This is a genomic window from Acinetobacter sp. A1-4-2 (genome assembly GCF_040233925.1).
Lineage (GTDB): Bacteria > Pseudomonadota > Gammaproteobacteria > Pseudomonadales > Moraxellaceae > Acinetobacter.
In genome coordinates this window covers 1,096,953-1,109,538 of record NZ_CP157981.1, presented here as the reverse complement: position 1 = coordinate 1,109,538, position 12,586 = coordinate 1,096,953, and the positions used below count along the sequence as shown (strand labels likewise).

Genomic DNA, 12,586 nt, shown 5'->3' with positions numbered 1-12,586 from the left:
CAGGGAAAAGAGCCTATTTTCAGTTTGTATCGGTATCTTTGAAAATGTTAAATTGACTCAAACAATCGCAACGGTTATGGACCTGTCATGCAAGCAATTATTCTCGATACCGAAACCCATACTTTAAATGGACAGCCGATTGAGATTGCTTATGCACCGATCCAAATTCATGACAGCAAACTTTCCTTAGACAAGAGCGAAATTTTCGACCAGCTTTATAGTGTCGATGAACCGATTTCGTATGCAGCCATGGCAGTACATCATATTCTGGAATCTGAGCTGGTGGGTCAGCCTCACTACACAACTTTCAGCCTTCCACAGGAAACCACGTACATTATTGGTCACAATATTGATTATGATATTCGTGCCATTGAGAAATGCGGTGTAGATACCAGCAAGATCAAAGCCATTTGTACCCTTGCCCTGGCACATTTAGTCTGGCCGGATGCTGAAGCGCACAATATTTCTGCCCTTATTTATATGATTAGCAAAGGCAGTGAAAAAGCCCGTGAAATGATTAAAAAAGCACATCGTGCCGATATGGATATTATCTTAACCGCCAATATTTTAATGCATGAAATCCATCATTTAAACATTCAAAATATTGAAGAGCTTTATCTCGCATCGGAAGACGCGCGTATTCCTCGGACCATTAATTTTGGCAAGCACCGAGGCACAGCAATAGCAGATTTACCTGCAGACTATATGCAATGGCTGCTGCGTCAGGAAGATCTGGACCCTTATTTGCGCAAGGCTCTAGAGAAAACCAGTATTGTTACCCTGTAATATAATGATTTGTAATATTATTTAATATTCCTGTCATGATTCCCCCCTACAATCAGCTTTAATTTATTGCAACGTAAATTAAAGCATGACTCAATTTCATAAAACTGATTTAGGCATTGAAAGTTTAAAACAGCGTTCAATGAATCTGAATGCTCGTCAGCGCAGACTGTTACTATTGATTGGCACCGATGATTTTGATCTGCTTTCTGAACAATTCAGGCATCGTATCGCGCCACCCGAATTACTCGAACAGTTGCTGGAAATGGGACTGATCAGCCGTGCGGCTAACCCGTCCATTGAAACACCCTTGACATCCGACAACCTAGATACAGAAATTAAAACCAGCCCTGCGCTGCACAGCACTCAACTTAAGGATCACTCTGCCGAAGAGATCTTTGTTCCCAGCATTTCCCCATCTTCAATCACGGATGAAAAAGCTGAGCAGGCATCCTGTCAAAATGAAGTGCAAACAACGCTAGAAATCCTGGATTTTGAACAGGTCAAGCAATTCATGGCTGAACTGCTGCAACGTCATTGCGGTTTAATGGCAAAACAGCTGATTAGCCGTATTCTGTCTGCTGACGATTTACGCAGTTTAAAACAGTGCCAGATGCAATGGATTACCACCTTACAGGAAAGCCGCATCACTCCACAGGAATTAAACCGCTACCTCAATCAGATCAATTTTTCTCTACAGAAGCTTCCAAGCTGATCAAGCTTAAGAGCTTTTTTATGTTTCATTATTTATTTAAGGTCTTAGCTATCTAAGACATATTTATTTTTATACTTATAAAACAATAAGATTGGATTTATTACACAATAACTAGATTAAATAAGAACCCATGGCGTGATTCTAAATACGACCTTAGCTGAATGGTAAATCATTGTTAAAAACCGCATATATTAACTATTTCAGGGGAATTCACGATGACATCCTTACATTATTTAGAATTTCATCCGGCAGACCATCCCGTATACTTAAAAAAAATAGGTAATTGGGTAATAACATTTTTGAGTCCTAGAGAAGATCTGACCCATATCCAACTTGCGATTACCAGTGTGTTGCCGCGCCAGGTCAGTGAAAACCTGCAACCTGTTCGAATCATTATTGATCAAACAGAAATTGAAAATCGCTGGTTAATCCAGCAAATCATCTGTTATAACAGTGCTCAAGGTAAGGATGAAATATTCAGTTGTAGTGATGCGATTGGAATCAAAGTCATTGAAAACCTGATAGAAGAGTTTAATAAATATGACGTCGAACTTAGTTTGATTTAAATATTGCTCTGTAACGCCATGTATTAATTATTTTTAATCATTTTTTTACTTTTTATAAAAACTCACCTTTAATAGTGAGTTTTTATCATACTTTCATTATTCAATAATACGGTAAATACTCGTGGAAATACGGCTTTCAAAAAGCAGTTCAATACTTGGACGAATAATTTCACCTTTGACCACGATATGTTCGATCTTTTGAAATAATGAGAGTTTATGCAAAGCTGAATTTTCCGGAATTGTCTGTAATAATGCCTGTACTGCATGAATATTGCTAAATTGGTCTTTAACCTTTATTTCTATTAATTGGCTCATATTATTCCCTGCTCTCTTTATTTAAATAAACTTTTTATAGCATAAATTTTATTTATTCATAATTTAGAGATGTTAGATTTTTTGGCAATGTAATTTTTTATAAACAAATAAATGATATTTCTCTTAAACATGTTATTTAGAAAACGCTTAATTTTTATAATAAATCACCTCGATCAATTTCTTCAATTATCTAAAATAAATTCTAGAATATTGGTTCATTGGAAATTTTTTTTAGCCCTAAAAATAAGAAAGCCCGCATTACTGCGGGCTTTTATGTTGGAAGGCTAGTGCTGATTTTTTGCTTCAACCCGAAGGTTGCAAGCTCAACAAGCTGTCATTGATCCGTCCAACCACTTTGTAGCGTCTCTCGACCTACTGTATTTTTAATATAAAACTCGAAAATGAAATAGGCAACCCTGCTCAACATTTATACACAACAATTCAAAGAAACTATTATTGTATATTTTATAAATACATGGATAATAGATGCTGTTTTAATATTAGCTTTTATTTAATAGTTTATCTCTGCCATTTTTAGCCCAATGACAGTAAATATGCTCACAGCAACGGATTCTGGGAATCACAATGACGTCTTGTCCTTCAGAATATTTCGGATGTCCAAGCACAATAGTAAAGTCTGTAGAATCAATAAATATAAAATTTCCGGCTTTTCACTTTTAAAATTTCATCTAAATTTTCCCCATATTTCTTAGATTTGATTGGTCAAATTCATACAAAAATGGGTTAAATCATTCCGTATAAAGTACCTAGCAATCCTGCCTACTATTTTGTGAAATTATTTTTTTTCAGCACATTTCGTCCTTGTTTCAGCAAGTCAAATTTCAGTCTGGCTGTTCAATGATTCTTAATGGCTCAACACCAAGTTATCTCAATCCTAGTAAGACAACTGCGTCTCAGACAATCATTCTAGCTATTGCAAAAATACAGAAGCCCATATTCCATGGGCTTTTTCATCATACTGAAGAATGAATATGTTTCAACGCAGTCCTTTAAAAAGGAAAAAACATCCAATGATAAACAGCAATATGGCAAAACATTTTTTCAGCATTTGTGGTGATAATGCATGTGCTGCTTTTGCACCAAATTTTACTGTAAAGAAACTCATCAGGCTAATGCCTAAAAAGGCATAAATATGTACAAAGCCAATACTATTGGGCACAGCGGCGTGGGCATTCATACCAAAAATCATAAATCCCAAAGCACCAGCAATCGCAATGGGTAAACCACATGCAGCTGAGGTTCCAACCGCTTTTTGCATGACTACACCATAATGATTTAAATAAGGCACAGTTAAGCTGCCACCGCCGATACCGAAAATTGCAGAAGCTACACCAATTCCAGCGCCTGCACCTAATTGTTTAGGCGATGAAGGCAATACTTTATGGGTATCTACCACGTGTCTGGCACCGCTAAACATGGTGTAAGCCACCCAAAGCAAAAATACACCAACAATCAGCTGAAGATGAATTCCAGAAAGTAATCCTGCAATTCCGGCCCCGACAAAGCCTCCTATCACCATTCCTGGTGCGAGATTTTTAAATACAGGCCATATGACTGCGCCATTCTTATGGTGAGCCATCAATGAGCTGATCGAGGTAACCACAATGGTTGCCAAAGAAGTGCCTAAAGCCAAATGCATAATGACGTCAGCACTGTAACCCATTTGGGTAAAGACAATAAATAAGAGTGGGACAATAATTGTTCCACCACCCACACCAAAGAGCCCTGCTGCAAATCCGGCAAGCGCCCCAATGGCTAAAAAAATAATAAGTTCCACGATATGCTGACTTTTAAAGAATGGAGTATTAAAGCAATGGACGGTTAAGCCGTTTCTAATTGACCGACTTGATGATAAGCGCGGTTAAAATAGACCAGGCTTTCCTCTTGCTGACTTTGTTTAATTGCTAAGACACGACATAAGAAAATGCTATGTGTACCGACGTTTTGAATATCTTCAATCTGACAATCAAAACTCACCAAAGCATCTTCTAACACAGGTGATCCTGTTTCGAGTGTGGTCCAATCACCAAGTTTGAAGCGATCTTCAGAATTGAATTTGCTTGAGGCAAATGCATTAGAGATGTGTTCATGCTGTATGCTGAGCACATTGACTGATAGCACTTTATTTTCAATAAAATGTGCATGTGAGCGAGAGGATTGATTCATACAGACCAGCAATGAGGGCGGTGTATCGGTCACACTGCATACGGCTGATGCAGTAAAACCATGCATCCCTGCCGTACCTTGTGTTGTAATTACATTCACAGCAGTCGTCAACAAGGACATTGCATTTCTAAAGTCAGTTGCTTCAATCATCTCTTCTATCTCAAATGTATTTATGACGTACCTAGACTCAAGTATGGCAAATGATTTAGGGATCATTCACCCTGCTCTGATTTAGCCACACTTCGTGTTAAGCACCAAGCTCTTGACGAACAATCGCAGCACCTGCGCTTAATGCTTCAAGTTTGCCGCGAGCGACTTGACGAGATAAAGGTGTCATACCGCAGTTGGTTGAAGGATACAGCTTGTCTGCATCAACAAATTGCAATGCTTTACGTAAAGTGTTTGCCACTTCTTCAGGTGTTTCAATCTGATTAGTTGCAACATCAATCGCACCGACCATCACTTTTTTACCGCGAATCAGTTCAATCAGATCCATCGGCACACGTGAGTTTTGGCATTCAAGTGATACGATATCAATTTTAGACTGTTGTAATTTCGGGAAAATTTCTTCGTATTGACGCCATTCTGAACCTAAAGTCTTTTTCCAATCGGTATTGGCTTTAATGCCGTAACCGTAGCAAATGTGTACCGCAGTTTCACATTGCAACCCTTCAAGTGCACGCTCCAAAGTTGCAATGCCCCAATCATTCACTTCATCAAAGAACACATTAAAAGCAGGTTCATCAAACTGGATGATATCGACACCTGCAGCTTCTAATTCCAAAGCTTCTTGATTAAGAATTTTGGCAAATTCCCAAGCCAGTTTTTCACGGCTTTTATAGTTCCCATCATACAGCGTATCAATCATGGTCATTGGACCAGGTAACGCCCATTTAATCGGCTGATGGGTTTGACTGCGTAAAAACTTTGCATCTTCCACGAACACCGGTTTTTTACGTGATACTGCACCCACCACTGAAGGTACGCTTGCATCATAACGATTACGGATTCGAACCGTTTCACGTTTCTCAAAATCGACACCTTCAAGATGTTCAATAAACGTGGTCACAAAGTGCTGGCGGGTTTGTTCACCATCGCTGACAATATCAATGCCTGCTTGCAGTTGTTCATGCAACGATAAACTTAAAGCATCTCGCTTTGCTTCAAGCAGTTGTTCACCTTCCAGTTTCCAGGGTGACCAAAGTTTTTCAGGTTCTGCCAGCCAAGAGGGTTTCGGTAAGCTGCCCGCTGTTGAAGTCGGTAATAAAATTTTCATAATCAGTAATCGTCTATATTGAATAAATTAAGCAGCTTGGCTTTCAACGGCATAGCTTGCAGCCCATTGCTCAAGAATGTCTTTATAAGGCTTGATAAAGTTTTCTTCAGTCCATTGACCTTGTTTGACTGCCAGTTGACCGCGCTCAACACGGTCATAGACAATTTGCGTCAATGAATAATCCTGATAGTTCAAACTTGGCTGATAGACTAAACCTGCGTTCGAGTTGGCATTGTAAATTTCAGGACGGTAAATCTTTTGGAAAGTTTCCATGGTGCTAATCGCACTGATGAGCTCAAAATCGGTGTAGTCACGCAGTAAATCACCGCTAAAGTAAAACGCCAAGGGTGCAACTGCATGAGCAGGCATGAAATAACGCACTCGCAAGCCCATTTTTTTGAAATAGTCATCTGTGCGTGAATATTCATCATTTTTATATTCCACCCCTAATACGGGGTGCACATTCGCAGTACGGTAATAGGTTTTAGTAGTTGAAACACTGAGGCAAATCACAGGCTGTTTTTTAAACTCTGCTTTAAAGACCTCTGAATTGACTAAGTGTTGATAAAGCTTGCCATGCAAATCACCAAAGTTCTCTGGCTTCTCATCTGTTTTACAGCCCAATGCCGGTAATACAACGCTAAAGTCATAATCACGTACATAAGATGAAAAACTGTTACCAATCATGCCCTCAATACGTTCATGGGTTTTATGGTCGGTAATCGTACTTTTCAGCATTTCAATGAATGGAAAAGTCTTGCCGTTGCCTTCAACGTCTAGTTCTGCAGAGATGATATCGATTTCAAGTGAATAGCGATCTCCTTTCGGATTATCAATAGCTGCCAAGCTATTAAAACGGTTATTGATCATCACTAAAGTTCTGCGCAGATTCTCTTGACGGCTTTCACCGCGTGCTAAATTGGCAAAATTCGTAGTCAGACGTGTGCTGTCTGCTGGCTGATAGTTTTCGTCAAAACGAATGCGTTTAATTGAACATGCAAACTCTTTACTCATGGTGATCCGCTACCCTAATTTTTGAGATAAAACCAAAATTTCTGAATGGAATAATTTATACGCGAATCATTAGATGAATAAAAATGATTTAGTTTAATCAAAAGATGAATAAAATTCATTTTTATATATTCTTTACCCGTCTTTAGTTTGATGAGGATGAACCTGCTCTACTTTATCCTTTAAAAAATTGAGTATTCTTAATCTAATAAATCTATAAATAATAAATACTTATTTATTTTTATTATTAAATTTTTGAGTAGAAATGCTGAATGAGATGCAAAAAATCTCCAAAACCAAATATGATATAAAATATGTCTTCCAAACGTTATGTGAATTTATCTCATCTTAAAATTAGAAAATATCAAGATATTCACTTTACCTAATGCTATCTAAATAGCTGGATAAAAGGGTCAGATACTCACCCTATCGCTATATCAAACAAACTTGGATATCAAAAACTGACTCCCGCAAAAAGTTATGAACAAGATGCAACACCATTAATTTCAAAGCTTAAACAGTTAACTATCGAATATTAGGCTGATTAAGCCATCTTCATCGTCGAAAATTTTGGTTCAGTGAGTAAGTTCATAAAACTTATGAAGTGGGCTTTAGCTGAACATGTGTTAAATCGCATATCCAAGACTGTGACCTATATAGACTTTACCCCAGGAATCCCAGCCCTCCTTGTTCCGCCGTTCCATTCAGCATAATTATGCCGATTTGCTGAAAATTGCGGATGATTCCGGCATGGCAATAGGCTTGACCGACCATCAGGGTACCTTGTTATGGACATGGAGCAGTTCGGCCATGCTCTCTTCGGCTGAACAGGTTCACTTTGTCGAAGGCGGACATTGGTCCACTCAGGCCGTTGGAACCAATGCCATCGGGCTGACATTAAACAGCCATACCTCCAGCTGTGTTTACTCGCATGAAAATCAAATGGATAGCGTCCGTGACTGGGTATGCTATGCAGCCCCCATTTTAGATCCGTACTCTGGCCAGTTTCATGGCATTATTAACCTTTCAACCAAATATAAAAAACATACGCCGCTTGGCTTGCTTGCGGTAGAGCGCTGTGCAGATTTGGTACAGCGTGCCATCCAGTTTGAACAAACAAATGTCTTGTATATTCAAGCGCTGGGCACGCCGTGGATTCAGTTTAATCAGCATGTTTTAAGCCTGACTCACCGGCAGATTGAGATTCTGTGTATTTTGGTCTTGATCCATACGGCATCAATCTAGACGAACTGCATTATGCCTTGTATGGCGAACGTGATGTCAGTATCAAGGCCCTTAAAGCTGAACTTTCCCAACTGCGTAACCTGCTGCCAAACTGTATTGAACTGCGTATTTATAAATTGAATTGTGAAATTCAATGCGACTTTTTACGGGCAGAACAATCGTTGAATGCGGGTCTTCTTGCCAGTACTTTCAATTTGTATAAAGGAAGTTTTTTAAGCAAATCCGAAAGTCCATTTTTAACTATCTGGCGCAATAGTTTTGATGCGCGACTGAGCCGGTTAATTTATCAAATGCAGGATATTGATCAGCTGCTGCGGATTATTGGTCGTGCCCCTGAGCGGATAGATGCCGTGCAGCGCCTGCTAGAACTGTTGCCGCAAGATAGTCCACATCGAAACCTGTTTTTAAAGTTTCTTTAGTCTGTGTATTTAATTATTAATGGAAAGTAAAACCGGCATCAGTGACTTTATTGCATATCCCCTGAAGCTGAATGATTTTATGACTCACTGATGTCGAGATACCATTCAAAGATGATATCTTCCTGATTTGATCTAATAATTCAGTGCGACAACAGCAAAGCCAGCTTTGAAAGCTGTATAATCAAACCTTTCACATTAATGATAGATTTTTATTATAAATTTAAATACACTTGTGAATTATCTAAAAATCTTTATTTTGAAAAATAATATAGAGTAATAACTAAATAAGTATTTTTAATTCAATAACTTAATTACGGATTAAAATCATTTTATGTCCATTAAATATTCATAAAAACCATAATAAGTAAATCTTTAATTACAAAAATTATGGATAAATAACTTTATATTTAATACATTTTTCATATATAAAAAAGCATACTAAATTTATGGTTTTAAAACCGTTTGCACATCATATTAATTAAACGAGGGGCTAATAATGCAAAATAACAAACGTTATGGGTTAGATGCACAGCAATCCCATCTTTGGATTATCGGGGGCGGTATTGCTGGTATGGCAGCAGCGGCCTTTGCAATCCGTGATGCGAAAATACCTGCAAAAAATATTCATATTTTGGAAGAGCTGGATATTTCAGGTGGATCAATGGACGGCGGCCCTACTCCCAATGCTGCACAGGCTTGGGTCACACGGGGTGGACGCATGCTGACCGATGAAACCTATTTATGCCTTTGGGATTTATTTTCCAGTATTCCCTCTTTGGAAAACCCTGAAATTTCCGTACGCGAAGAATGCCGTGAGTTTAATGAACAGGTGAAAACACATGCCCAAGCGCGTTTAATTGATGCGCAGCATGTCATTGCCGATGCCGAAAAATTAGGCCTCAATACCCTGCACCGTGCGCAAATGCTGCGCTTGTTGGCGTCTAAAGAAGAGAAAATCGGTAGTCGCCGTATTGATGAATTTTTTGATGAGACATTTTTTGAAACCAACTTCTGGCGCATGTGGCGCACGACATTCGCCTTTCAAAAATGGCATAGCGCCGCCGAACTACGCCGCTATTTTTTGCGCTTCATTCAAGAGCTGCCGCGCATTCATACACTCGCAGGGGTAAAGCGCACCAAATACAATCAGTATGATTCGATGATTCTGCCACTACAGCGCTGGCTGGTGGCGCAAGGTGTCGATGTGCGCTTTGGCAATTATGTGACCGATGCCGACTTCATAACCGATGCAGACACGCAAGAGCGCCGTGCTACACGCCTGTATGTCAAACTACCTGAAGGCACGGAGCAGATTGAGCTGAAAGCGCATGACTTGGCCATTTTCACCCTAGGTTCGATTACTGCAGATTCTCGCTATGGCGGCAAGGATGATGTACCTGCATTAATTCGTGACCGTTTGGATCATGGCTGGACATTGTGGGATACATTGGCTAAAAAATCACCGGATTTTGGCCGTCCCATGACCTTTTATGGCAATGTCGATGAACATAAGTGGGAGTCATTTACCCTGACCATGAAAGATGAGGTATTGTTAAAACGCATCATTGACTATACCGGTAATGAGCCAGGTACAGGCGCACTGATGACTTGGTTTGAGTCTGGCTGGCATTTATCTATTGTTGTTCCAGCACAGCCACACTTTGCCGATTTGCCTGAAGGCATGTACACCCTTTGGGGCTACGGTTTCCAAATTGACCATATGGGCGATTACATCAAAAAACCCATGTCACAAGCGACGGGCAAAGAGATTTTAACTGAACTGGTCAAGCAGCTCGGTTTTGATGACATTTTAGACCATGTGCTGCAAAGCACCGACATTACCACGGCCATGATGCCCTATGCGTCTGCCTTGTTCGCCTGCCGTAAACCTGGCGATCGTCCTTTAGTCATTCCTCAAGGCTCGCAAAACTTTGCATTCTTAGGCCAGTTTGTGGAAATTGAAGAGGATGTGGTGTTTACCGTGGAATATTCAGTACGTGGTGCCATGATTGCCATTTACGAGTTTTTTGGCGTAGAACGTGAAATCCCTGACATTTATAATGGCCTGCTTGACCCTAAAGTTGGCTTAAAGGCGTTGGAAACCGTTTTTCATTAATGTTCCATTCATTCTAAATGTGTGCGGAAGCATGCAGGATAAGAGCACTTTCGGGTGCTCTTTTTTGCTCCAGATAAGTCATCAACATTCCGCTATTAGCTGCTGTATGTAGGCTTATCATGGTTTTGATGCTCCCCTTCCTGAACTGTTTGCCTTGCTGATTGAACTCGTGCAGGCAGATGCCAATTTACCCCTGCATTGCATGTGCATTTGGGCTTTACTGAAGATCTGCTGCTGAGCCAGAATGAGGCTTTTAAAGCGTTATGGCTGCAACGTATCGGCAAAGGTGAAACAGTTGGCAGTGCCTGGTCGGAAGGCGGTAAAGAGTCCATTGAACAATTCAGCACGCATCTTGCACAATGGAAAAACGGGACTGTGGTGCTGAATGGCAAAAAATACTATACCTTCGGCAGCTTATATGCTGACTGGATAGGTGTCGGAATTACCGCTCTGAATGGCCACTCAGCCTGCATACTGATTCCGCGTGATGCTGCAGGTGTAACCATCATTGATGACTGGAACGGCTTTGGTCAGGTTTAATTCTGGAAACCAAGATAGAAAATAAGATTTAAAAATATCTGAAATACATGAATTAAAATAAAGCTGAGATTATATTTTTCGAGCCTCTCAATAGAGTAAAACCGCATTGATATGCGGTTTTACTTAAATCTTTTAAATCATATTTATGCTGCAATTTCATGCTTTTTAGCTGCCGGACTGTTGCCGATCTGCCAAACATAGGGCAAAGGTGCCTGATTCACTACCCAATCACCAATGACTTTCTGTTTATAGATCAGTGGATTATGAGAAGACACAACACGGGCATTGCGCCAGAAGCGGTCCAGCTGCTTTTCGGTAGTGCTGGCAGAGGCCCCCAGTGCATTGAACAGCTCTGTAGTCAAATTCAGTACCAACTCTGAAATGACCACCTGCCCTTGTGAAGACTCCAGTTCAGCACGCTCATTTGCCTGCTGATCAGCCGCCGCATCATTCTGAAAATGACTGATATAGGCACTATCCAGTGCTTCAGCAGTACGCAAAGCAATCGCTTCAGCCGCATAAGCCTGTGCAGACGCTTTACCAATCACTTGCAGGATTTGTGCATCGTCGCGGACCAAATCCGCATTGCCATGACTGAAAATACGGGTGCGCTTGCGGACTTCTTGAGTAAATGCTTCTACAGCACTTTGTGCAATACCGGCCAAGGTTGCTAAATGCACCACTTGATAGAAGGCAGTTTGGTATTTAAAGCGTTCTTCAAATGGCAAAATATGATCACGGCTGATGTCAACCTGCTGAATGGTCAAAGTACCACTGCCTGTGGTTTTTTGGCCAAAACCGTTCCAGTCATCCACCACTTGAATGCCTGGCACTTGAGTCGGTACCGCAGCAATCACATGCTGATTCGTGGTTTCATCCCAGGCAAACAAGTCGATCCAATCGGCAAAGATGGTTCCAGTGGAATAGTATTTCTGACCATTCACCACCAACTGGCCCTGTGGATTTTCAGTGACGCGGGTCACCACATCGCCAATTTCAACTTTGCCGATTTCCGTCCAGGCATTTCCAACGATTTCACCCTGTACAAAGCGCTGAAACCAGAGGTCTTGAGATTGAGTTTTACGGGCAGTTAAGCGATCTTCGACAAAGGCAAAATGGCCGCGTAATGCTTGAGCCACATTGGAGTCGGCTTTTGCCAGTTCAATCAGCAATTGAAACAGCTGTTTCTGCGATACACCGTCACCGCCAAAAGCAGTGGGTACGCGAATCGCACCAAAACCGGCTTGCTTCAGCCATTGAATTGGCTCATACGGGAGTGTACGGGTCTTTTCACGCTCCAGCGCACCGTCTGCAATTCGTTGAAAAATCGGGCGGAATTTAGCAGCAACCTGTTGGTAATCTGCACCCAGAGATAAGTTTTGATTGGCTTGAAGAGTCATAATATTTTTCCTT

At 40.6% G+C, this 12,586-nt stretch carries 10 protein-coding genes and 2 pseudogenes; 6 read left to right on the top strand and 6 right to left on the bottom strand.

Going from position 1 to position 12,586, the window contains the following annotated elements; all coding sequences use genetic code 11:
- Positions 1–87: 87 nt before the first annotated feature.
- The 3 genes from ABJ384_RS05455 to ABJ384_RS05445 all read left to right on the top strand — a co-directional run bounded on the left by ABJ384_RS05455 (position 88) and on the right by ABJ384_RS05445 (position 2,064).
- A complete protein-coding gene (locus tag ABJ384_RS05455; RefSeq protein ID WP_349929364.1) occupies positions 88–786 on the top strand; it encodes a DUF3820 family protein in 699 nt (232 codons plus the stop codon).
- Positions 787–871: 85 nt separating this feature from the next.
- Positions 872–1,498 (top strand): hypothetical protein, encoded by a 627-nt coding sequence (locus tag ABJ384_RS05450; protein ID WP_349929362.1) that lies wholly within the window; start codon positions 872–874, stop codon positions 1,496–1,498.
- A gap of 299 nt (positions 1,499–1,797) precedes the next feature.
- Positions 1,798–2,064 (top strand): hypothetical protein, encoded by a 267-nt coding sequence (locus ABJ384_RS05445; RefSeq protein WP_227609556.1) that lies wholly within the window; start codon positions 1,798–1,800, stop codon positions 2,062–2,064.
- A gap of 96 nt (positions 2,065–2,160) precedes the next feature.
- On the opposite strand, the gene ABJ384_RS05440 is transcribed toward ABJ384_RS05445, so the two are convergent.
- From ABJ384_RS05440 to ABJ384_RS05420, 5 genes are all read right to left on the bottom strand, one after another.
- Entirely contained in the window at positions 2,161–2,379 is a 219-nt protein-coding gene (locus ABJ384_RS05440; protein WP_086195017.1) for a hypothetical protein, read from the bottom strand.
- Positions 2,380–3,376: 997 nt separating this feature from the next.
- Complete coding sequence (locus ABJ384_RS05435; RefSeq protein ID WP_349929360.1) at positions 3,377–4,177, bottom strand: sulfite exporter TauE/SafE family protein; 801 nt, start codon at positions 4,175–4,177, stop codon at positions 3,377–3,379.
- Between the two features lie 44 nt (positions 4,178–4,221).
- Positions 4,222–4,716, bottom strand: a complete 495-nt coding sequence (locus ABJ384_RS05430) for a flavin reductase family protein (protein WP_349929358.1) — start codon at positions 4,714–4,716, stop codon at positions 4,222–4,224.
- 97 nt (positions 4,717–4,813) lie between these two features.
- Positions 4,814–5,842 carry a methionine synthase gene (locus ABJ384_RS05425; RefSeq protein WP_349929357.1) on the bottom strand — a complete coding sequence of 343 codons (1,029 nt, stop codon included), beginning with the start codon at positions 5,840–5,842 and terminating at the stop codon, positions 4,814–4,816.
- Positions 5,843–5,869: 27 nt separating this feature from the next.
- The gene (locus ABJ384_RS05420; RefSeq protein ID WP_349929356.1) at positions 5,870–6,856 is read right to left on the bottom strand and encodes a DUF1852 domain-containing protein; all 987 of its coding nucleotides are present in this window, start codon (positions 6,854–6,856) and stop codon (positions 5,870–5,872) included.
- A 618-nt stretch (positions 6,857–7,474) separates the two neighbouring features.
- Here ABJ384_RS05420 and ABJ384_RS05415 point away from each other — a divergent pair.
- The 3 genes and pseudogenes from ABJ384_RS05415 to ABJ384_RS05405 all read left to right on the top strand — a co-directional run.
- Positions 7,475–8,517 (top strand): annotated as a pseudogene (locus ABJ384_RS05415) (transcriptional regulator).
- Positions 8,518–9,013: 496 nt separating this feature from the next.
- The gene (locus ABJ384_RS05410) at positions 9,014–10,633 is read left to right on the top strand and encodes an oleate hydratase (protein ID WP_349929354.1); all 1,620 of its coding nucleotides are present in this window, start codon (positions 9,014–9,016) and stop codon (positions 10,631–10,633) included.
- 121 nt (positions 10,634–10,754) lie between these two features.
- Positions 10,755–11,167 (top strand): annotated as a pseudogene (locus ABJ384_RS05405) (monooxygenase); the annotation flags it as partial.
- Positions 11,168–11,316: 149 nt separating this feature from the next.
- Here ABJ384_RS05405 and ABJ384_RS05400 read toward each other — a convergent pair.
- Positions 11,317–12,573, bottom strand: a complete 1,257-nt coding sequence (locus ABJ384_RS05400; protein ID WP_349929353.1) for an acyl-CoA dehydrogenase family protein — start codon at positions 12,571–12,573, stop codon at positions 11,317–11,319.
- Positions 12,574–12,586 lie beyond the last annotated feature (13 nt).

Coding starts and splice junctions, on each gene's coding strand:
- ABJ384_RS05430 (WP_349929358.1), bottom strand. CDS start 4,716: ATGATTGAAGCAACTGACTTTAGAAATGCAATGTCCTTGTTGACGACT.
- ABJ384_RS05420 (WP_349929356.1), bottom strand. CDS start 6,856: ATGAGTAAAGAGTTTGCATGTTCAATTAAACGCATTCGTTTTGACGAA.
- ABJ384_RS05450 (WP_349929362.1), top strand. CDS start 872: ATGACTCAATTTCATAAAACTGATTTAGGCATTGAAAGTTTAAAACAG.
- ABJ384_RS05455 (WP_349929364.1), top strand. CDS start 88: ATGCAAGCAATTATTCTCGATACCGAAACCCATACTTTAAATGGACAG.
- ABJ384_RS05400 (WP_349929353.1), bottom strand. CDS start 12,573: ATGACTCTTCAAGCCAATCAAAACTTATCTCTGGGTGCAGATTACCAA.
- ABJ384_RS05425 (WP_349929357.1), bottom strand. CDS start 5,842: ATGAAAATTTTATTACCGACTTCAACAGCGGGCAGCTTACCGAAACCC.
- ABJ384_RS05410 (WP_349929354.1), top strand. CDS start 9,014: ATGCAAAATAACAAACGTTATGGGTTAGATGCACAGCAATCCCATCTT.
- ABJ384_RS05440 (WP_086195017.1), bottom strand. CDS start 2,379: ATGAGCCAATTAATAGAAATAAAGGTTAAAGACCAATTTAGCAATATT.